Below are 22,524 nucleotides of genomic sequence, written 5' to 3'. Positions count from 1 at the left end.
AATTAAATTTCGGATATGTCGAATAAGTCGCATTGATAATTATTCTTATTTGCTTTATTGTTAACGGCAAAATTATTGCATAAAGAGGCTAACTAAAGTGAAGTTTGGATTTCAAACAATCGTGAAAGGCGTGAGTATCAGTCTATTGGCAAGCTCTGCGATGATGACAAGTTTTGCATCTTGGGCTGAAACAGTCACGGATGTTGCTGGACGTACTGTAGAAGTGCCTGAAAAAGTCAATCGTATCTTGTTGGGTGAAGGTCGTTTATTCCATGCCATCGCCTTATTAGAAGGAGATAAACCTCTGGCCCGTATCGCGGGTTGGCAGGGGGATTTTCGTAAACTTGACCCACAAACTTACTCTGTTTATAAAGCCAAATTCCCTGAAATTGACAATATTCCGCTGATAGGTAACACCAGTGCTGATAGTGTCAGTTCTGAAAAAGTGCTGACATTGAATCCTGATGTGGCTATCTTTGGCTTATCTGGTCATGGTCCAGGCAAAAACAGTGAATTGGTTAAACAATTAGAAAAAGCAGGTGTTCCTGTTGTTTTTGTCGATTTCCGCAACGACCCATTGAAAAATACGCTGCCAAGCATTCGTATGTTAGGCAAAATGCTGCACCGTGAAAAACAAGCGAGTGCTTACGCTGATTTTTATGAAAAGAATCAGAAACTGGTCACTGATATTACTGACCGTATACCCGCGGAGAAAAAACCTTCTGTATTTATTGAGCTGAGAGCAGGCTCTATCGAAGATTGCTGTGGTACGGCAGGCAATGGCAACATGGGGAATTTCATTGATCTGGCTGGTGGTAAAAATATCGCTAAAGAGATTCTGCCAACGCCACTGGGTACAATGAACCTGGAAAAAGTGATTGCTGTTGATCCTTATATTTACATCGCCAGTGGTGCGCAAGATCCAGGTGAGAAAAGTGAAGGTATCCAGATGGGTGCTCAGACTTCCGCAGATATTGCCCGCGCAGGTTTGAAATCTATCACTGAACGCAGAGGTATCAATACCCTGACCGCAGTGAAGGAAGGTCGTACCCATGCTATCTGGCATCATTATTATAATTCGCCTTATAACGTTGTCGTTACCCAAGTTTTTGCTAATTGGTTCTATCCTGAAAAATTTGCTGATTTAGACCCACAGCAAACACTGAAAGAACTTCATTCTAAATTCTTGGCTATTGAGCCAGCAGGCACATATTGGGTCAGTGAAAAATAAGCAGTAACAGGTAATAAGAATGAGCGTCACTACCGAGCCTATGCCAATGGTGAAACAACAAGATGAGTGTGATATCAAAGCACACTATCGTCATATTCTGTATCGACGTATTGCATGGATGTTGTTGATAGTTTTGATTATCGGCATCTCTTTAGTATTAGATTTGACAATGGGGCCGTCAGGGCTATCTTTGCCTGCTCTTTGGCAGACACTGATTTCGCCGGAGAGTATGGATGCAGGAACCCGGGTAATTGTCTGGGATATTCGATTACCTTATGCCTTAATGGCGGTAGTGGTTGGCTTGTCTCTGGGGCTGGCGGGCGCTGAAATGCAGACCGTTCTGAATAACCCGCTGGCCAGCCCATCTACATTGGGCGTTACCAATGCCGCTTCTTTTGGCGCGGCATTGGCAATCATATTAGGTATTGGTATTCCTGGTATACCTGATCAGTGGCTTATCTCTGTAAATGCTTTTATTTTTGCTCTGTTGGCTGCTTTGATGCTTGATGGGATTACACGTTGGACAAAAGTTGCCACTTCTGGTGTAGTGCTATTTGGTATTGCAATGGTATTTACCTTCGAGGCGCTGGTTGCCATGATGCAGTTTATTGCGACGGAAGATACCTTGCAGGGGCTGGTTTTCTGGACAATGGGTAGTCTTTCAAAGGCAACATGGATCAAACTGGGTACTTTGCTGCTGGTATTCCTGATGCTTATGCCTGTTTCTATGATGAATTCCTGGAAACTGACCGCTTTGCGTCTAGGGGAAGATCGGGCGATTAGTTTTGGTATTAATATCCGTCGTCTCCGTTTGGGCACTTTGTTACGTATTAGTATTCTGACCGCACTGGCGGTGGCGTTTGTTGGGCCGATTGCGTTTATTGGTCTGATTGCTCCCCATATTGCCAGACTGATGTTTGGTGAAGATCACCGCTTCTATTTGCCAGCGAGTGCCCTGATAGGTGCACTGGTACTGTCAATGGCGTCTATCGCGTCCAAGAATTTGATCCCGGGTGTCATCATACCTGTGGGAATTGTGACATCTTTGGTTGGTGTTCCTTTCTTCTTGAGTATCGTGTTACGCCATAGGGGGAGTGTATGAATCAGGGACTGAAAATCAGTCGATTCACGGCGGGTTACCCAAAGCATCCTGTTATTGAAAATCTGGATGTAAATCCACTACCACGTGGGAAAATTACGGTATTACTCGGGCCTAATGGCAGCGGAAAATCAACGTTATTGCGTTCACTGGCGGGTTTAAATAAAGCCAATGGTGCTTTACTGTTGGATGGGCAGGATTTAATGCAGATGGATTTTGCCCAACGTGCCCAGAACGTGGTTTATTTGCCTCAATCATTGCCTGCAGGTGTCCATCTGCATGTGCTGGAATCTGTGATTGTTGCTCAGCGGGCATCAGGTGGTGTGAGTAGTGAGCAGTGCGAACAAGAAGTCATGGAATTGTTACGCCAGCTTGGGATTGAACATTTGGCGTTGAGCTATTTGGATCAATTATCCGGTGGACAAAAACAATTGGTTGGTTTGGCTCAATCCTTGATAAGAAAGCCGACATTATTATTATTAGATGAACCGTTAAGTGCGCTGGATTTAAATTACCAGTATCACGTTATGGATTTAGTCGCACGTGAAACACGTCGCCGTAATATTATTACCGTTGTTGTTGTGCATGATATTAATATTGCACTGCGTCATGGTGACCATATATTAATGTTGAAAAAAGGTGAATTAATTTCTGAAGGCTTACCTGAACAGGTAATAACACCGGACAGTCTGGCTCAAGTATATGGTGTTAAGGGCAGGATAGAACGCTGTTCTCAGGGAATACCTCAAGTATTAATTGATGGCCTCGTAATGGATTTGGCTGGTTAAAATAATAAAAAGCATAAGTTGTTTTATTTAATTGAAGAGTAAATAAAAAGATAACACTGGTAGGGATAAATTCTTATCCCTGCATATTGAGTTTATGTCGATTATCCAAATTAAATAGTTTTATTTTACATCTTGGAGAATCGGGAATGGTCGTTTTTGCAAAGAAGAAACTTGTCTTAGGCGTTATTGCTGCTGTCTCATCCAGCGTTGTTTTGGCTGCTAATGCAGCTAATAATGGCGAAGATAAAATTATTGTTACCACTGCTGCGGGTTTCCAGCAAAAAATTGAAGATGCACCAGCCTCCATTTCGGTGGTTAGTCGTAAGCAGTTGGAAACCAAAGCTTACCGTGACGTGACGGATGCATTGAAAGATGTTCCGGGAGTCGTCGTTACGGGGGGCGGTAGCAGCAGTGATATTAGTATCCGTGGTATGTCATCACAATACACAATGATACTAATTGATGGTAAGCGTGTTGACACTCGCAGCACTCGTCCAAACAGTGATGGTTCAGGTATTGAGCAGGGATGGCTGCCACCGCTGGCATCAATTGAACGTGTTGAAGTTGTACGTGGGCCAATGTCTTCCCTTTATGGCTCCGATGCAATGGGCGGTGTTATCAATATCATTACTCGTAAGGTTCATAAAGAGTGGAATGGCAGTTTACGTGCAGATACTACCCTGACTGAACGTACAAAATCAGGTAATAGCTACCAAACCAGCGCTTATGTTGCAGGACCGTTAATTGATGGTTTATTAGGATTAAAAGTGACTGGCCTGTTTTCTCACCGTAATGAAGATAAATTTATTGATGGATATAGAAAACAAGAAATGCGTAATGGTGCGGCGACTTTTTCTTTAACACCAAATGAGCAAAATAGCTTTGATTTTGAAGTCGGGCGTTATGAGCAAGATCGTGATTCAACAATTGGTAAAACTCGTCCATGTACGAAAAGATCTTGTGAAGATAACACCAGCCGTTATGCGCGTAATAATTACTCGATAACACATAACGGTGTTTATGACTTTGGCACAATGACATCTTATATTCAGCGGGATGAATCGAAGAACCCTGAACGTGAGATGAAATTCGCAGATACTATTTTTAATAATCAAACCACATTTACCTTAGATGATCATACAGTAAGCGTAGGAGGACAATATCGTTATGAAGACCTGCGCGATAATGGCAATAAATCGGCGTCTGAGAACGGTACAAATACAAATAAGCTTACTCGCTGGAGTTGGGCGTTGTTTGCTGAAGATGAATGGCAAATCATCAATGACTTCGCTCTGACGGGAGGTATTCGTCTAGATAAAGATCAACTTTTTGGTGCCCATGTAACCCCTCGCTTATATGGCGTCTGGCGTGCCGATGAGCAATGGACAATTAAAGGTGGTATCACTACAGGATATCGCTCACCTAACTTGCGACATGTTGCGCCTAATTGGTTGCAAGTGACGGGAGGGGGACGTAGCAATGGCGTGATCGAAAGTGATCCAAAACTGAAACCAGAAAAAAGCATTAATGAAGAAATTAGCGTGATCTGGAACAACCAAGAAAATTTTAATGTGGGTATCACAATCTTTAATACAAACTTTAAAGATAAAATCACTGAATTTAACATTTGTAAATCACTTGTATCTTGTAAATCAATTGGTAAGGGTGATTATGATTTTGTTAATGGAAGAATGAACGTTGGTAAAGCGAACATTCGTGGTATAGAGACGACCATAAATTGGGATATCAGAGAAAATCTATCATTGGCAGCAAACTATACTTATTCCTATTCTAAGCAGAAAACGGGCAAGTTTAAGGGCCAACCGTTGAATAAGATGCCAACACATATGGCTAATGCAACCCTAAACTGGCAGACATTGCCAGAAATGGAAACATGGGCTCGTATTAATTTCCGTGGGAAAACAAAGAACTTTCAGTACCGTTCATCAATAGGAAGTGGTACACCTTCCTATTCTTTTGTTGATCTGGGTATGACTTATAGTCTCACGAAAAATCTGAGAGTATTAGGTGGTGTCTATAACGTCTTTGATAAACGTGTGACGGATGAAATCCACGGAGCTACTCTTGACGGTCGCCGTTACAATATCGGCATTAATTATGACTTTTAATTAACATTTCGGTTTATATTAATTAGAGTTATTATTATCGATTAAATGTAATATTAAATCTGCTCTTTATCGTCATTATGACTAAGAGCAGATTTTTTTGATATCATGCTTGTCATATTTAAATAGCAAATAATTTACTTCTGTGCTAAAAGATTATTAATCGCCAATCAAAGGATGTGATAGCATTGCGTTTTTGAACTCTTTCAGTAAGAAGAGATTCCAGCGTACTCTTTTGTATTGTAAAAAATAATGAATTTTTAGTGTGATAGCCCTTGCTATTTCTGGACTTGAAGTGCAAAATGCGTCCACTAAAAATAACTGGTGCGTAATTATGCATCAGTTATTTTTTTTGCATTGAGTTATTTTTTACAACACCAAGAGACCGGACATTCTCCGGATCGATACTGACCATAAGCAGCTACTAATGAAAAGAGCTGCTGTATTGAGGAACGCAAATATGGAGCAATTATTCGCTTTTGCACTTGTGCCAATTGGCGCTCGCTGCTGCAATGACGATTATGGGGCACGGCCCTCTGTCAGTTCGCTATCTTCCAACTCTTCTTTCTTTTCTGTTTATAGACAGATGCGAAGTCTACCCAGTAACTATCGATTAAGTAGTTGTAGTAATACCCAGATCGAAGTTATGGGAGGTTTCGCTCATGTCGCATAATACTACAGCCACTCTCGGTACTGTTCAGGCAAGTGCCAGCAATCGTGTTCAACTGAAAAGAACACTGACTTTATTTCAAGTGGTCATGATGGGGCTTGCCTATATACAGCCAATGACTATCTTTGATACCTTTGGTATCGTTTCCAAATTGACGGATGGGCATGTTGCGACATCTTATGCTATCGCGCTGATTGCAATTTTATTTACAGCTTTGAGTTACGGGAAACTGGTAAAAAGATTCCCGTCAGCAGGTTCTGCCTACACTTACGTACAAAAATCAATGAATCCCCATCTTGGGTTTATGGTAGGTTGGTCATCTTTGCTGGATTATCTGCTGATGCCGATGATCAATATCTTGCTGGCAAAAATTTATCTTCAGGCCATTTTCCCTGGTATTGATCCGTGGGTCTTCGTAGTTAGTCTGGCGGTGTTAATGACCGTTTTCAACCTGAGTGGTATTAATGTTGTTGCTAATCTCAACGGTCTGATTGTCGTTGTTCAGATTGCCGTTATAGTTGCGTTTGTCGGTTTATTAATACACGGCATACATAGCGGTGAAGGTGCAGGAACACTATTTAGTGCCCGGCCATTTACATCAGAAGAGGCGAAATTAATTCCAATGATTACCGGGGCAACGATACTTTGTTTCTCATTTCTTGGTTTTGATGGCATCACTTCTCTGTCTGAAGAAACACCTAATGCAGGTAAAGTGATCCCGAAAGCGATCTTCCTCACTGCATTGATCGGTGGTGTTATCTTTATTGCTGTCTCTTATTTCTTACAGCTCTATTTCCCAGATGTTTCTCGGTTTAAAAACCCGAATGAATCTCAGCCAGAAATTATGCTGTATGTTGCTGGTGCACTGTTCCAGGCCATTATCCTGGTGTTTTCTTGTGTCACTGTAATGGCTTCTGGTATGGCGGCACATGCGGGTGTGGCTCGTTTGCTTTATGTTATGGGGCGCGATGGTGTATTGCCAGAGAAAATATTTGCCTATATTCATCCGAAATGGCGCACGCCTTCAATCAACGTTATCTTGGTTGGGGTAGTTGCCTTATCAAGTGGATTTTTAAATCTGGTGACGGCGACGGCATTGATCAACTTCGGGGCGTTGGTTGCATTTACTTTCGTAAACTTAGCCGTAATTTCGCAATATTACGTTCGTGAACGCCGTAATAATACTCTGAAAGACACTATCAATTTCCTTTTGTTGCCATTATTTGGTGCAGCAACAGTAGGGGTATTGTGGACAAATCTGGAAGCAAGCTCTATGGAGTTGGGTCTAATTTGGGCAGGTATCGGTCTGCTTTATATGTTCTTCCTGACTCGCAGCTTCCGGCAGCCCATGCCACAATTCAGTGAATCTGTATAAAATTCATTGCCATATTGTTTTTTAAGAAACAGCACCTTTGAGTGCTGTTTTTTTTGTCAATAACAAATTAATTTTAATTAAAAAATAACCAATATACGTCATATAATATGATTAAACTTTGTCCTTAATAATGTCATTAAAAGTATTTCCGTTTGATTCTACATTAAGGTAAGAAAATCATTATGAATGATGTTAAGACTCTTCAAAATCAGCAACTCATTGCAATTCTTACTCATATTGTGGGTTCTTCTCATATTCTTACTGAACCTCAAAAAACAGAACGCTATCGCAAAGGCTTTCGTTCCGGGCAAGGAAATGCCCTTGCTGTTGTTTTTCCCGGCTCATTACTGGAGCAGTGGAAAGTTTTCAAGGCATGTGTAGAAGCAGACAAGATTATTTTAATGCAGGCTGCTAATACGGGGTTAACGGAAGGCTCTACGCCCAATGGTAATGATTATGATCGCGATATTATCATTATCAGTACATTGAGAATGGATAAAATACAGGTTCTCAAATCTGTCAATCAGATCATTGCATTCCCTGGTAGCACATTGTGGAATCTGGAAAAAGTATTAAAACCGCTTGGCCGTGAACCGCATTCGGTCATTGGTTCTTCCTGTATTGGTGCATCGGTTATTGGCGGAGTTTGTAACAATTCTGGTGGTTCCTTAGTTCAGCGTGGGCCTGCTTATACCGAAATGGCTTTGTATGGACGTGTGAATGAAAAAGGTGAAGCCGAGCTTATCAATCATTTAGGTATAGAATTGGGGAATTCGCCAGAAGAAATCCTGACTTGTTTAGAAGAACAACGTTACCGTATTGAAGATATTCAGCAAAATAAAAGAGTCGCTTCTGATCATGAATATACCCAGCGGGTTCGTGATATTGATGCGGATACCCCATCACGTTTTAATGCTGATGAACGCAGGTTGTTTGAAGCCTCAGGTTGCGCAGGTAAATTGATTGTTTTCGCCGTTCGTTTAGATACCTTCGCGGCAGAACCTTCTACACAAGTATTCTATATCGGTACGAATCAACCGGAAGTTTTGACAGAATTACGCCGACATATCTTATCGAGTTTTCAGCACTTGCCGATTGCTGGTGAGTATATGCATCGGGATATTTTTGATGTCGCTGAAGTTTATGGCAAAGATATCTTCGTTATGATTGATAAACTTGGCACTGATAAAATGCCAAAGTTCTTCAGCTTAAAAGGGCGGATGGATACCATTTTCGGCAAAATTCCTTTTTTGCCAGCACATTTAATAGATCGGGTAATGCAGGGACTAAGCCGTTTGTTACCTTCACATTTACCCGCGCGTCTGAAAGCATATCGGGATCGTTTTGAACATCATTTGTTATTAAAAATGTCTGGTGAAGGTATAAAAGAAGCGAATGAATGGTTAGAGAGTTATTTCAAACAGGCAGAGGGGGAATATTTCGTCTGTACCCCAGAAGAAGGTGCCAAGGCTTTTTTACATCGCTTTGTAGCAGCAGGAGCCGCTATTCGGTATCAGGCAGTGCACAGCAATGAAGTAGAAGATATTTTGCCATTGGATATTGCTCTCAGACGTAATGATCGTGAGTGGTTTGAACATCTGCCGCCAGAAATCAATGATGCACTGGTACATCGTTTATATTATGGTCACTTTATGTGTCATGTATTTCATCAGGATTACATTGTCAAAAAAGGTAAAAATATTAAAGCATTGAAAGAGAAGATGCTGGAAATTTTAGACCGGAGAGGAGCAGAATATCCTGCTGAGCACAATGTAGGTCATTTGTATAAGGCTAAGCCCCCGCTTAAACAGTTTTATCAAAAGAATGATCCGACTAATAGTTTGAATCCAGGGATTGGTAAAACATCTAAGCTGAAAAATTGGGGTAAATTGGGGTAAAAAGTGTGCAGGTCAATGTTTTGATAAATGCTCTGATCATCAGCATAACTAGAGTCATTGTACAAGGATTGAAAAAGACAAAACCTGGGTTCTGTCTTTTTCTGTTTTGACTGAAATTCATTCAGCCAGTTGAACTGCATAGTCGATCAACGCCTTTAATTGACGGCATTTCTCTTCATCAGATTGGTGTTCAATAAAAAGTTGTTCAATAGTTGCAAAATATTGGGTGATATTTTCTTGTGTCAGTATCTCCCGACGATGCTGCAACCAACGCTGTTGTTCATCATAATCCAAAGTTGCCGGATAGTTTCTGGCGCGATAACGGAACAGAAGTGCTTTAATGCGTGTATCTTGAAATGTTAAATCCAACGCAGGCAGATTTTGAGGAGTGGTTTCACGAATAATTTCCATTGCAGTTTTATCAGCGTCACTGAAAAAGCCACTATATAGCTTAGCATCAACATTATCGGATTCTGGAAATTCTTCTGGATGAGAAAACAATTCGACCACTTTTTCCCTGATTTGTGGATTGCTACGTAAGATAGCCAGATTTTGTGCACATTGGTTGCGATCTAATCCAACCCGCTCTGCATCTTGGTGGCGCAAAGTATTTTCAGGCGCAATAATCGGGCATTTATTGATATGCACTAGTTTGATGGGAACAGGTGCTTGATCTGACTGTAATTCATTTCGTCGGGTATACAAGCGTTCACGTAATTCATCTGCACTAAGTTCCAGCAGAGGTGTGATATCACCCGCTAAATCACACATGATAACGGCATTACGGTTTGTTGGATGCCAGGCCAAAGGTGCAATCAGGCTAATATTACTACGTAAAGTGCCAAACATACCTGATACATGTACCAGCGGTTTCATTTGTGGAATATCAATCTGATTGCTGATTTTCTGTTTATTTCTTAACTGGAAAAAATAATCGAACAGCTTAGGTTGTGCCTGTTTAATCAGTTTCGCCATAGCAATAGTGGCGTAAACATCTGACATCGCGTCATGGGCCTGAGTATGTTCTATGCCATTGGCTTTTGTCAGATGTTCCAGTTTAAAGCTAGGTAGACCATCATCATTTTCTGGCCAGATGATCCCTTCTGGGCGCAGGGCATAGCAGGCACGTAACACATCAAGCAAGTCCCAACGAGAATTACCTTTTTGCCAACTATAAGCATAAGGATCGTAGAAATTGCGATAAAAGATATTACGGCTGACTTCATCATCAAAACGGATATTGTTATATCCGAGAATACAGGTATTGGGTTTACTGAATGCAGCATGGATCAAGCGTGCAAACTCCGCTTCATTAACCCCTTTATTCAGCGCTAATTGGGGAGTAATTCCCGTAATCATGATAGCTTCAGGATCAGGGAGATAATCATCAGCAGGGGCACAGTACACCACTAAAGGCTCTTCAATGATATTAAAATCACTGTCAGTACGAACTCCTGCAAACTGCGCAGGACGATCTAAGGCAGGATGTTTACCGAAGGTCTCATAATCATGAACGTAGAAAGTGGGGGTTTTATCGTTACTCAAGGCAATTCTGTATCCATTGGTTGTTGGTTTAACTAATTAGATTTCAATGTATTATTCTTGTCTATCAGTCATGCTCATATAATTTGAGTTGTCTTATCCGCGGTAAGTTAGTTTGTTGTGTGGCTAGATTAAAGATATGGTAACCTATAGGCTCATTACGTCAATAAATTATCGAAACTGGCTTGTCTATGTGTTGCCTGAAATTGTATTGTGTAGTCAGCATAAAAAATTATCGTTCTAATTAAAGAAAGGTGTAAAAAATGGACAACGCGAATAAGCCGACATTCCATAATGTATTAGAGTTTGTGCGTATTTTTCGTCGCAAAAATAAATTACAACGAGAAATCGTAGATAATGAGAAAAAGATCCGCGACAACCAAAAACGTGTACTGTTACTGGATAATCTGAGTGATTACATTAAACCGGGAATGTCAGTTGAAGATATTCAAGGAATTATCGTCCATATGCGTAGCGATTATGAAGAGCGAGTAGACGAATACATTATCAAAAATGCTGAGTTGTCTAAAGAACGCCGCGAATTATCCAAAAAGCTTAAGGCAATGGATGGTGGAGTAAAATAAGCGATTGACCACGCCGGAAGGCGTGGTTACTTTATCAACCCCAGTGAGGTTTTAGTTCAGGATCGACCAAAGCGTAAATCTGGTAATAAGTCTCTTTATCTTCAGCCATATGTGCCAATTGCAAAGCGACATCCTCACGACTCACCATACCGTGAATTTCCCCCTGATAACGTTGGCAATGCCCTGTACCTGCTTGATTAGTCAGACCACCGGGACGAATAATTGTAAAGTCTAATGTACTGGTTTGCAGATAACTTTCTGCCAGTGATTTGAGCCTGACTGATTGACCGAATAATGATTTGGCACGTGGTGATAAGGTGTGCCAACTATCACCACATCCTATGGATGTCACCAAGAGCATGCGAGAAATTTGCGCGTTTTCCAACGCATCTATGATGGAAATATTGCCGTAGTGATCTGAATTACCTCCTCCGATGGTTGAAAAAACAATGGGATTTTCTCCGGCATGTTCAATAGCTTTTTCTATACTTCGGCTGTCACAGGCATCACCTTGTATCACATTCACACCTATTGAACTTAGTTCAATAGCCTGTTGTTCATTACGAATTAATGCCGTAATCGGACGTTTTTGTTTTAGTGCGATATCGGTTAGATAGCGCCCGATACCTTTGCCCGCACCAAAAATCAACCAAGGTTTCGTAGACGAAATTTTATCCATAATAATTCACCATTTTAAATGATAACTATCTGAGTTTATTGGAATCAGAGCTCAAAGGAAATGAAACAGACGGTTTTTCTAGCGCGAATGATAAGAAATGGCTCCTTTTCTGGGAGCCATTTGATTTATAGGCGATTACATTATTCGATTATTCGAATGACTGTGGCTTTGACATTGCTGATGTTGCGACGTTGGTTGCAGAATGCCCACCTGCACCTCCTTTTCCTTTAAATGGATAAGCAGGGCGTTGCCATTCAGTAATAATGACAGGTTGTCCCGCCATATCCGGTGCCGGAGCTTTAGTCATTGGGGAATAAGCGTGATGATTTTTTGCCATGATGATCTGTGGTTCAGCAGCTTTTGTCTCTTTCGCTTTAATTTCCGTTGCCTGAGAGCATATTTCCGTTGCGACAGTTGGCTGTTCTTCATTGTGTTCCTGTTCAGCGATAGAGGTCACGATGATCGGTTCTGCTGCATGATGTGCTTTTTCCTCAGGTTCATGTAATACCGCGTTATGCACAACAGCTTTAACCTGATATACGATATCATTGCTGATAGCTGCTCCTACAGTTTCCTGTGTTGCTGTTTCAGTCAGTTCAGAGGCAGGCTCTATAGCTGATGCCACAGAATAGATCACTGATTCAGCTTTAACATCTTTGTGATTGCTTGTGGTTTTCTCTGTCTTTGTTGCTTCAGTAACAGAAAATATTGAGACTGGTTCAGCCATTTTTGCAACCGCAGGAATTTGCATGACATCAACGGATTGTTCTGATGCTATTCCTTCAACAGCAGAAATTTCAGTTGAAATCTCTGTTTCAGATATTGTTATTACAGGTGTGACAGGGTAACTAACCCAAACTTTACCTGATGCTAATTCAGGTGAAACTACTGCCATTGCAAGAGGGACAGGTGATTGGGTCAGATTACGTTCATCGCGATAACGACGACGACGTTGCCCGCTGACACGCAAATGGCGTGGTGAACGGCGAGAACGACGTGGCATGATGTTATCTTGCTGCTCATTACCTTGCAGAGAACTTTGTGCAGATGGGGCTTGCACACTTGCATTTTGCGCGATGGATTCGTCTGAGGTAGAAAGCTGAGCCGTTACTTCCATTTCTGTATTGATAACAGTCGGTACAGAAACTTTTTTCTCTTCTTCTACAATTACTGAGGCAGATCCAGACGTGGCTGCTGACAAGGCAGCAATAACAGCTTCTTCTTTCACGCTATCTGTAATACGGATTTTCTGCTCAAGCTGACGACGTTGGCGCCTCGGCATAACAGGTTGACGTTCCTCTATTTCTTCCTCTGGAACTTCAGTTTTGCTTACTTGTTGTGCTTTGATTTCTAACTGCTGTTGGCGTTTTTCTTCCTGACGGCGGCGTTGACGTTCTGCACGCTGTTCACGGCGCTGTTGCTGCTGAGTTTCACGAGCCTCGTTATCTATTACGGTATCATCCTGCACATTATTTTTAGGCTGAGCATTACGTCCTTTACGTTGTTCATCACGCTCACGATTATTACGAGTTTCATTTTCATTGCGCTCTCGACGTTGGTTTTGACGGCGTGAATTACGGCGGTCTGATGAACGGCGATTATCGTTACCGGAAGATTTTTTGCTCTTTTCCCGTGGTTGTTTTTCTTCCTCACCACTGAATGCTTTTTTCAGGGCTTTTAAAAGACGGCTGAACAAACCCGGTTTGTCTGCTTTTTGCTGATTATTTGCTGGTGTTTTTTTCTCTTTTGTTTTTGCCGTTACAGGTGCAGGAGTTTCTGTAGGCAGATCGAAAGTCGAAATAGCAGGTTGTTCAGGACGCTTACGTTCATGCTGTGTATCTTCCTGAACATTTGCCATTTCCGTTTCATGAACCTGTAAGAGCTGATAACTCAGGGCAGAAATTTCTTCACCTTTACGGACACGTAAAACAGAGAAGTGCGGGGTCTGCATTTGATCATTTGGAACGATAACCACGCCGACACCACCCTGACGATGTTCAATCGCACTGACAGCTTTACGTTTCTCATTCAATAAGTAGGAAGCGATTTGAACAGGAACAATGGCATGCACCTGATGAGTATTTTCTTTCAATGCTTCTTCTTCTATTAGACGAAGAATAGACAGGGAAAGTGATTCATTATCGCGAATGGTTCCCGTACCGCTACAGCGTGGACAGACATGATGACTGGACTCACCCAGTGACGGGCTTAAGCGCTGACGTGACATTTCCAGCAGACCAAAACGGGAGATTCGGCCGATCTGAATACGGGCACGATCTTGGCGAACTGCATCACGCAAGCGATTTTCAACCTCACGCTGATGACGAACGGGTGTCATATCAATAAAATCGATAACGATAAGACCACCGAGGTCTCGCAGGCGTAATTGACGGGCAATCTCATCTGCGGCTTCCAGATTCGTATTAAAAGCGGTCTCTTCAATATCTCCCCCACGGGTTGCACGGGATGAGTTGATATCGATTGCAGTCAACGCTTCAGTGGTATCAATGACGACTGAACCTCCAGAAGGCAGTCTCACTTCACGTTGGAAAGCGGATTCGATCTGAGACTCTATTTGGTAATGGCTGAACAGGGGGACTTCACCACTATACAGTTTGATTTTGCTGGCAAAATCAGGGCGGCCAAGAGCTGTGATATGTTGGCGTGCCAAATCGAGGATTTTAGGGTTATCGATCAGGATTTCCCCAATATCTGGACGCAGATAATCACGAAAAGCTCGTACGATAACGTTACTTTCCTGATGAATCAAAAAGGGTGCTGGATGGTTGTTTGCAGCTTTCTTAATCGCTTCCCAGTGTTTCAGGCGGAAGTTCAGATCTCCTTGTAAGGATTCTGCGGATTTGCCGACACCGGCAGTACGGACGATAAGCCCCATACCTTCAGGTACTTCAAGAGAAGAGAGTGCTTCTTTTAGTTCGATGCGATCATCACCTTCAATACGACGGGAAATACCACCTGCTCTTGGATTATTTGGCATCAGAACCAGATAGCTGCCAGCCAGACTGATAAAGGTTGTTAAGGCTGCACCTTTATTGCCTCGCTCTTCTTTATCGACCTGAACGATAACTTCCTGGCCTTCTTTCAGTATATCCTTAATGTTGGGGCGACCGTGGGCATGGTAATTACTTGGAAAATATTCACGAGCAATTTCTTTTATAGGAAGGAAGCCGTGTCGCTCTGCACCATAATCAACAAAAGCGGCCTCAAGGCTAGGTTCAATCCGTGTAATTTTACCTTTGTAGATATTTGCCTTTTTTTGCTCGTGTCCAGGACTTTCAATATCCAGATCATAAAGACGTTGCCCATCAACAAGGGCGACACGCAACTCTTCCTGTTGGGTTGCGTTGATTAACATTCTTTTCATTCTAACTTACTCATTATTTTTTACATTAGTATAGAGCTGCGAGTAAAAAGAGAAGCACTACTGGTAACCGATGACCTCGTGTCTTTTACAAAACCGCCAGCCTCACGGCTATCGTTTGTATAGAGGTGCCTGATTGTCGGCGAGCCTGAATTTCATTTCTTTCATTGGAAGAAACGCAGCGCTCTTTATTGGGGGGGGATACTGTAATAAATTAGTACAGGTTCTACCCAGTCCAGTAAGTTGCAACCCACAGCCCATAAATTGTTTGATTAAACATTACGTCTTACGCCATTGCTGCGTTTTTGTTCAAACAAACAGATAACAAACAATTTCAATCTGCCATTCATAGTTTAGTAAACTGTGGCCGGAAAGCATTATTCCATTGCTGTTGGGGTGATAGCAAGGTGACTTTATCGCTTTAAGAGTTTTTTATCATGAAATGGTGATAAGTTGTTAATCTTTAGTCTTTATTCTAAGACAATTTAATAATAAAGAATAAAAATATGGATGTTATTTATACATAATTTAAAAATGATTGGCACTCTGTTTACTGGATAATTAAAATTGCGTCTATGAAAACAAATAATCAAATTGTACAGTTTGTCACTATTGATGACGATGAAGCAGGCCAGAGAATTGATAATTTTTTGCTGGCTCGCTTAAAAGGTGTACCTAAGAGTATGGTCTATCGGATCTTGCGCAAAGGTGAAGTTAGAGTCAACAAAGGAAGAGTTAAGCCTGAATATAAATTGACAGCCAATGATATTGTCAGAATTCCGCCTGTCAGAGTAGCAGAAAAACAGGATGTTCCTGTTTCTGCAAAGCTGGATAAAGTAGCTGCTTTGGCAGAATGTATTCTTTATGAAGATGATTATATTTTAGTTATCAATAAACCATCAGGAACAGCCGTACATGGTGGGAGCGGGCTGAGCTTTGGTGTGATTGAAGGATTGCGTGCATTACGGCCTGAAGCGCGTTTTCTTGAACTGGTACATCGCCTAGATCGTGATACATCCGGGGTTTTACTGATCGCAAAAAAACGTTCAGCTTTACGTTCATTACATGAACAATTACGTTTAAAACAAATGCAGAAAGATTATTTGGCATTGGTGCGTGGCCAATGGCAATCCCATTGTAAAGTAGTGCAGGCACCTTTATTAAAAAATATTCTGCAAAGCGGTGAGAGGGTCGTTAAGGTTAGCAGTGAAGGTAAACCATCGGAGACGCGTTTCAAGGTTGAAGAGCGGTATGCATTTGCCACACTGGTACGAGCCAGCCCTGTAACAGGACGTACTCACCAGATCCGTGTGCACACCTTATATGCGGGGCATCCAATTGCATTTGATGATCGCTACGGTGACAAAACATTTGATGAACAGCTTGCAGAAACAGGAATTAAACGACTATTTCTGCATGCCAGTTCATTAAAATTTACCCATCCATCAACAGGAGAAACTTTGTGCTTTGAAGCGCCAATGGATACTGGGTTACGCCAATGTTTAAAAAAATTGCGTCAAATGTAATTAAATGGTTGTAAGTTGGTTATGAATGTTGTGCCGTCAGAGGGTTTACCCCCTGACGGATAAGCATGTCTGTCAGGGTAATTAATGGCAGGCCAATTAATGTATTGGGATCTTTACCGTCAAGTTTTTCAAATAATGTAATTCCCAAACCTTCACTTTTAAAACTACCTGCACAATTGAAAGGTTGTTCTTTTTTTAGATAGTTGATGATTTCGGCTTCATTCAGTGTTCTGAAGTGGACATGAAATAGTTCACAGCGCGTATCGGTATTTCCTGTTTTGCTATTGAATAATGTAATGCCAGTATAAAAAGTAACGCGTTGCCCACTGGCTTTTTTTAGTTGTGAGAGAGCATTCTCAAAATTATGGGGTTTTCCTGTAATGTTACCGTTTAAAACACATACCTGATCGGAACCTATAATAAGGTGACTGGAATAATGTTTTTGTAATGCGATAGCCTTTGCTCGTGAAAGGCGCATGACTAATTGCTCTGGCGTTTCATTCTCCTGCGAATTTTCATTAACATGTGGTGCTGCACAGGTAAAAGGTAAACCTATTTTTTCTAACAATAAGCGGCGATATATCGAAGTTGACGATAAAACAATCGGAAGCATCATTTTTCCATAAAATACGTAGAGAAATATTTGCAGGCATTTTAAACTATACGCCGCTTATTAAGCGAATATTTGGCGGAAAGGTGCAGATGTGTGGCCTTTTTCTTTGACTATGTCCCATTACAAAGATAATATGCGCGCCTTATGCAGAAGGTAAAATTACCCCTGACCATTGACGTACTTCGTGCAGCCCAGAAAAGATTAGACTACACAGGTAGTTATTCTGCTGAACAAGTGTCTCGTCTCGTAGAGTCTGTGGTCAGTGTGGATAGTGATGTAGATAGCTCATTATCATTTCAGATTGATAATCAGCGTCTGGCGGTTGTAAAAGGGCATTCAGATGTGGATGTTACGCTTGCCTGTCAGCGCTGTGGCAGTAATTTCAGTCATCATGTTCACACAACGTATTGTTTTAGCCCGGTCGTCAATGATGAGCAGGCTGAGGCATTACCGGAAGAGTATGAGCCAATTGACATTAATGAATTTGGTGAAATAGATTTACTGGCTATGATTGAAGATGAAATAATTCTCTCTCTACCAGTAGTTCCGGTACATGATTCTGAACACTGTGAAGTGTCCGACGCGGACATGGTGTTTGGTGTTCTGCCTCCTGAAGTAGAAAAACCAAACCCATTTGCCGTATTAGCCAGTTTAAAGAAAAGTACTTAAGGAGTAAGGTCAATGGCCGTACAACAGAATAAACCAACTCGTTCTAAACGTGGTATGCGTCGTTCTCATGACGCACTGACTACAGCACAAGTTTCTGTAGACAAAACTTCTGGTGAAACTCACCTGCGTCACCATGTGACTGCTGATGGTTACTACCGTGGCCGCAAGGTAATCAACAAGTAATTTCAGCTAATTATTAGCAAGTTGATATCTTGGCTAATCTAACCCTAGCGTTAGATGCTATGGGCGGGGACTTTGGTCCTCGCATCATAGTGCCTGCTGCATTGCAGGCACTGGCATCTAATCCGCGATTAAAACTACTGTTGGTCGGTGATCCCGAAACCATTTCTCCTTTGCTTGCAAATAAAAATGCTGAGCTGCTCGGCCGTTTGCAAATTATTCCTGCGGAACATGTAGTTGCCAACGATGTAAAGCCTTCTCAGGCAATTCGTTCCAGTCACGGTACTTCAATGCGTATTGCACTAAATTTAGTGAAATCAGGTGAAGCGCAAGCATGTGTCAGTGCGGGGAATACCGGAGTATTAATGGGGCTGGCTAAATTGATGTTGAAGTCGATCGAGGGGATTGAACGGCCTGCCTTAGTGACAGTTATACCTAATCTGAAACAGCAAAAAACAGTTGTATTAGATTTGGGCGCTAATATTAATTGTAATAGTCGTATGTTAGTGCAATTTGCCATTATGGGCGCTGTGATGGCAGAAGATGTTGCAGGTGCAAATAATCCACGTGTGGCATTGCTGAATATCGGGGAAGAGGAATCCAAAGGGCTAGATAATATCCGCGAAGCCGCCATGATATTACGGAATAGTAATTTAATTAATTACATAGGTTATGTGGAAGGTAATGAGTTATTAACGGGGAAAACAGATGTCCTCGTGTGTGACGGCTTCGCAGGTAATGTTACGCTGAAGACAATGGAAGGCGCAATCAGAGTGGTTCTGTCTCTGGTTAAATCACCAGATGGGCAGAAGAAAAAATCGTCATGGTTGGTGAAAATATTCAGGAAGTTTTTGCTCAAGCAAATAGCAAAACGCTTTGGTCATCTAAACCCTGATCAGTATAACGGCGCAACACTATTAGGATTGCGTGGTATTGTCATAAAAAGTCATGGTGCCGCGAATGAATACGCATTCAAAGCTGCTATCGAGCAAGCCGTTAAGGCTGTAGAGAAGCGGGTTCCGGAAAGGATCGCAGCCCGGCTAGATGCAGTATTACCCAAGAGTGAATAAGCATAAATGTATACAAAGATCTTAGGCACGGGCAGTTATTTGCCTTCTCAGGTGCGTACTAACGCAGATTTAGAAAAAATGGTGGATACAACTGATGAGTGGATCGTGACTCGTACAGGTATCCGTGAACGCCGTATAGCTGCTGAAGGTGAAACAGTTGCTACTATGGGATTCAGAGCGGCTGAAAAAGCCATTGAAATGGCGGGTATCGATAAAACGCAAATCGATTTGATTGTTGTTGCAACAACAACGGGAAGCCATGCTTTTCCTAGTAGTGCTTGTCAGATCCAGAAGTTGTTAGGTATTAATAATATTCCGGCTTTTGATGTTGCGGCTGCTTGTGCCGGGTTTGCATATGCATTAAGTGTTGTTGATCAATTTATTAAAACTGGTGCCGCTAAATGTGCACTGGTTATTGGATCTGATATTGTCTCCAAAATTGTGGATCCTAAAGATCGCAGTACAGTTATCCTCTTCGGTGACGCGGCAGGTGCGATGGTTGTCGGTGCTTCGGAAGAGCCGGGTGTTCTGTCAACTCACCTGCATGCAGATGGTCATTATGGCGAATTACTCTCAGTCCCTCATCAAGATCGCCAAAAATTGAGTTCACCCGCATACGTCACAATGGTTGGCAATGAAGTATTTAAGGTTGCCGTGCGAGAATTAGCGAATATCGTTGATGAGACTTTGAAAGCTAACGATTTAGCTCATTCGCAGCTTGACTGGCTGGTTCCTCATCAGGCGAATTTACGTATTATTTCTGCAACAGCTAAAAAATTGAATATGGCTATGGATAAAGTTGTTGTGACACTCGATCGTCATGGCAATACCTCTGCGGCATCTGTTCCGACTGCGTTTGATGAAGCGGTACGTGATGGAAGAATTCAACGTGGCCAACTTGTTTTACTTGAAGCATTTGGCGGTGGCTTTACCTGGGGCTCAGCGCTAGTACGTTTTTAACTTAACAGGAAGATAAACATGTCTGATTTTGCAATGGTATTCCCTGGCCAAGGTTCTCAATCCCTTGGCATGTTAGCTGATTTAGCGACAGAATTTCCGCTTGTCGAACAAACTTTCGCAGAGGCTTCTGAGGTTCTCGGATACGATTTATGGGAATTAGTTCAGCAGGGGCCAGCAGAAGAACTGAATAAAACGTGGAAAACACAGCCTGCGTTGCTGGCGGCTTCCGTTGCCATTTGGCGGATATGGCAGGAGCAGAGTGGTCAAGCTCCTTCCATGCTGGCTGGTCATAGCCTTGGTGAATATTCTGCGCTGGTTTGTGCTGGTGTAATCGAATTCCAACAAGCTATCAAGTTGGTCGAATTCCGCGGGAAACTGATGCAGGAGGCAGTACCTGAAGGGCAAGGTGCTATGTATGCCATTATTGGCCTGGATAATGAATCCATTGCAAAAGCGTGCGAAGAATCAGCACAGGGACAAATTGTTTCACCTGTTAACTTTAACTCACCTGGACAAGTTGTCATTGCTGGCGAAAAAGAAGCAGTAGAGCGTGCAGGGGCTGCATGTAAAGCTGCCGGGGCTAAACGAGCTTTGCCTTTGGCCGTCAGTGTTCCTTCCCATTGTGCGCTGATGAAATCTGCGGCAGACCAGTTAGCAACTGCATTGCAATCTGTTGTGTTTAACCAACCGCAGTTCCCTGTTGTCAATAATGTGGATGTGAGGGTAGAAGAATCTGCTGATGCGATTCAGGATGCGCTGGTTCGTCAGTTGTATAATCCTGTACGCTGGACAGAATCTGTTGAATACTTTGCAACGCAAGGTATTGATAAAATTTTAGAAATAGGGCCAGGTAAGGTATTAACTGGTTTAACAAAACGAATTGTTGATACTTTAAGTGCTGTAGCAGTAAATGATGTATCATCACTTACAATTGCTCTGAATAAATGACTGAGGAAAACATGGGCTTTGATGGAAAAATTGCACTAGTTACTGGTGCCAGCCGTGGCATAGGTCGAGCGATTGCAGAATTATTGGCAGAACGTGGCGCACGTGTGATTGGTACTGCGACCAGTGAAAAAGGCGCCGAGGCAATCAGTGCCTATCTTGGTGATAAAGGCAAAGGTTTTGTACTGAATGTCACAGATTCAACATCCATTGAACAAGCGCTATCGAATATTCGTGCTGAATTTGGTGAAATAGACATTCTAGTGAATAATGCGGGCATCACACGTGATAACTTGTTGATGCGTATGAAAGATGATGAGTGGCAAGATATTGTTAACACTAATCTTTCTTCGATTTTTCGTCTGTCAAAAGCAGTAATGCGTTCTATGATGAAAAAACGTTATGGGCGTATTATTTCCATTGGATCTGTTGTTGGAACAATGGGAAATGCAGGGCAGGCGAATTACGCGGCAGCGAAAGCAGGGGTCATTGGTTTTAGCAAATCACTAGCCCGTGAGGTCGCTTCTCGTGGCATTACCGTCAATGTTATTGCACCTGGTTTTATCGAAACGGATATGACCAGAGCGTTGACAGACGATCAACGAGCAGGCATTTTATCTCAAGTTCCTGCTAATCGTCTCGGTGATGCAAAGGAAATTGCCAGTGCTGTAGCGTTTCTTGCTTCTGATGAGGCCGCTTACATTACGGGTGAAACATTACATGTCAATGGTGGCATGTACATGATTTAAAAATGAGCGAACCTACTGTTTTTGATGTATTTTTTATACAAAAAAGACAGTTGGTGGTTCGACCAGCCGGGATTTGGTTGCATCTTTTCCTGTATTTTATAAACTACGAAAACCATCGCAAAAGCGAGTTTTGATAGGAAATTTAATAGTATGAGCACTATCGACGAACGCGTTAAGAAAATCATCGTTGAACAACTGGGTGTTAAAGAGGAAGAAGTTGTAAACACAGCTTCATTTGTTGATGACTTGGGCGCTGATTCTCTTGACACAGTTGAACTGGTAATGGCTCTGGAAGAAGAGTTCGATATTGAGATCCCAGACGAAGAAGCTGAAAAAATCACTACAGTTCAGGCTGCTATTGACTACGTTGAAAACGCAGGTAAATAAGCACATATACCTAGGCGGTCGTTCGACCGCCTATGTTTTTTGTCTTACATT

Annotated in this window: 19 protein-coding genes; 15 read left to right on the top strand and 4 right to left on the bottom strand. The window is 42.1% G+C overall.

What is annotated here, in order from left to right; all coding sequences use genetic code 11:
- Positions 1-97: 97 nt before the first annotated feature.
- The 6 genes from Xind_RS05135 to dld all read left to right on the top strand — a co-directional run bounded on the left by Xind_RS05135 (position 98) and on the right by dld (position 9,187).
- Complete coding sequence (locus Xind_RS05135; protein WP_338114334.1) at positions 98-1,231, top strand: ABC transporter substrate-binding protein; 1,134 nt, start codon at positions 98-100, stop codon at positions 1,229-1,231.
- A 19-nt stretch (positions 1,232-1,250) separates the two neighbouring features.
- Positions 1,251-2,333: a FecCD family ABC transporter permease gene (locus tag Xind_RS05130; RefSeq protein ID WP_047679672.1), complete on the top strand. Its 1,083-nt coding sequence runs from the start codon at positions 1,251-1,253 to the stop codon at positions 2,331-2,333.
- Positions 2,330-3,118, top strand: a complete 789-nt coding sequence (locus tag Xind_RS05125) for an ABC transporter ATP-binding protein (protein ID WP_047679670.1) — start codon at positions 2,330-2,332, stop codon at positions 3,116-3,118. Before Xind_RS05130 ends, Xind_RS05125 begins: the two co-directional genes overlap by 4 nt.
- Positions 3,119-3,264: 146 nt before the next feature.
- Complete coding sequence (locus tag Xind_RS05120) at positions 3,265-5,247, top strand: ligand-gated channel protein (protein WP_187649598.1); 1,983 nt, start codon at positions 3,265-3,267, stop codon at positions 5,245-5,247.
- Positions 5,248-5,906: 659 nt separating this feature from the next.
- Positions 5,907-7,289, top strand: coding sequence for an APC family permease (locus tag Xind_RS05115; protein ID WP_047679666.1), 1,383 nt, complete (start codon positions 5,907-5,909; stop codon positions 7,287-7,289).
- Between the two features lie 182 nt (positions 7,290-7,471).
- On the top strand, positions 7,472-9,187 hold the full coding sequence (dld, locus tag Xind_RS05110; RefSeq protein ID WP_047679664.1) for a D-lactate dehydrogenase: 1,716 nt from the start codon (positions 7,472-7,474) through the stop codon (positions 9,185-9,187).
- Between the two features lie 117 nt (positions 9,188-9,304).
- Here the strand turns inward: dld and sbcB are convergent, their stop codons facing one another.
- Positions 9,305-10,732: an exodeoxyribonuclease I gene (gene sbcB, locus Xind_RS05105; RefSeq protein ID WP_047679662.1), complete on the bottom strand. Its 1,428-nt coding sequence runs from the start codon at positions 10,730-10,732 to the stop codon at positions 9,305-9,307.
- Between the two features lie 260 nt (positions 10,733-10,992).
- Here sbcB and tmaR point away from each other — a divergent pair, with 260 nt between their 5' ends.
- Positions 10,993-11,313 carry a PTS system regulator TmaR gene (tmaR, locus tag Xind_RS05100; RefSeq protein WP_047679660.1) on the top strand — a complete coding sequence of 107 codons (321 nt, stop codon included), beginning with the start codon at positions 10,993-10,995 and terminating at the stop codon, positions 11,311-11,313.
- A gap of 34 nt (positions 11,314-11,347) precedes the next feature.
- On the opposite strand, the gene Xind_RS05095 is transcribed toward tmaR, so the two are convergent.
- Both Xind_RS05095 and rne read right to left on the bottom strand, forming a co-directional pair.
- Entirely contained in the window at positions 11,348-11,992 is a 645-nt protein-coding gene (locus Xind_RS05095; RefSeq protein WP_047679658.1) for an SDR family oxidoreductase, read from the bottom strand.
- 148 nt (positions 11,993-12,140) lie between these two features.
- Positions 12,141-15,377: a ribonuclease E gene (rne, locus tag Xind_RS05090; RefSeq protein WP_187649597.1), complete on the bottom strand. Its 3,237-nt coding sequence runs from the start codon at positions 15,375-15,377 to the stop codon at positions 12,141-12,143.
- 572 nt (positions 15,378-15,949) lie between these two features.
- Here rne and rluC point away from each other — a divergent pair.
- Positions 15,950-16,900, top strand: coding sequence for a 23S rRNA pseudouridine(955/2504/2580) synthase RluC (gene rluC / locus Xind_RS05085; RefSeq protein ID WP_187649596.1), 951 nt, complete (start codon positions 15,950-15,952; stop codon positions 16,898-16,900).
- Between the two features lie 19 nt (positions 16,901-16,919).
- Here the strand turns inward: rluC and Xind_RS05080 are convergent, their stop codons facing one another.
- A complete protein-coding gene (locus Xind_RS05080; RefSeq protein WP_187649621.1) occupies positions 16,920-17,513 on the bottom strand; it encodes a Maf family protein in 594 nt (197 codons plus the stop codon).
- Positions 17,514-17,657: 144 nt separating this feature from the next.
- Here Xind_RS05080 and yceD point away from each other — a divergent pair, with 144 nt between their 5' ends.
- The 7 genes from yceD to acpP all read left to right on the top strand — a co-directional run bounded on the left by yceD (position 17,658) and on the right by acpP (position 22,473).
- Positions 17,658-18,182 carry a 23S rRNA accumulation protein YceD gene (gene yceD, locus Xind_RS05075; RefSeq protein WP_047679650.1) on the top strand — a complete coding sequence of 175 codons (525 nt, stop codon included), beginning with the start codon at positions 17,658-17,660 and terminating at the stop codon, positions 18,180-18,182.
- 12 nt (positions 18,183-18,194) lie between these two features.
- A complete protein-coding gene (rpmF, locus tag Xind_RS05070; RefSeq protein ID WP_038260337.1) occupies positions 18,195-18,365 on the top strand; it encodes a 50S ribosomal protein L32 in 171 nt (56 codons plus the stop codon).
- A gap of 29 nt (positions 18,366-18,394) precedes the next feature.
- A complete protein-coding gene (gene plsX, locus Xind_RS05065; protein WP_072032488.1) occupies positions 18,395-19,432 on the top strand; it encodes a phosphate acyltransferase PlsX in 1,038 nt (345 codons plus the stop codon).
- A gap of 6 nt (positions 19,433-19,438) precedes the next feature.
- Positions 19,439-20,392 (top strand): beta-ketoacyl-ACP synthase III, encoded by a 954-nt coding sequence (locus tag Xind_RS05060; RefSeq protein ID WP_047679646.1) that lies wholly within the window; start codon positions 19,439-19,441, stop codon positions 20,390-20,392.
- 18 nt (positions 20,393-20,410) lie between these two features.
- Positions 20,411-21,340, top strand: a complete 930-nt coding sequence (gene fabD, locus Xind_RS05055; RefSeq protein WP_047679644.1) for an ACP S-malonyltransferase — start codon at positions 20,411-20,413, stop codon at positions 21,338-21,340.
- Between the two features lie 11 nt (positions 21,341-21,351).
- The gene (fabG, locus tag Xind_RS05050) at positions 21,352-22,086 is read left to right on the top strand and encodes a 3-oxoacyl-ACP reductase FabG (RefSeq protein WP_047679642.1); all 735 of its coding nucleotides are present in this window, start codon (positions 21,352-21,354) and stop codon (positions 22,084-22,086) included.
- A gap of 150 nt (positions 22,087-22,236) precedes the next feature.
- Positions 22,237-22,473 (top strand): acyl carrier protein, encoded by a 237-nt coding sequence (gene acpP / locus Xind_RS05045; protein ID WP_012989255.1) that lies wholly within the window; start codon positions 22,237-22,239, stop codon positions 22,471-22,473.
- The last annotated feature ends 51 nt before the right edge of the window (positions 22,474-22,524 follow it).

It is taken from the genome of Xenorhabdus indica, from assembly GCF_014467235.1.
In the GTDB taxonomy this organism is placed as follows: Bacteria; Pseudomonadota; Gammaproteobacteria; order Enterobacterales; family Enterobacteriaceae; genus Xenorhabdus; species Xenorhabdus indica.
The sequence above is the reverse complement of the archived record's forward strand: the minus strand, read 5'-3'. Positions and strand labels throughout refer to the sequence as shown.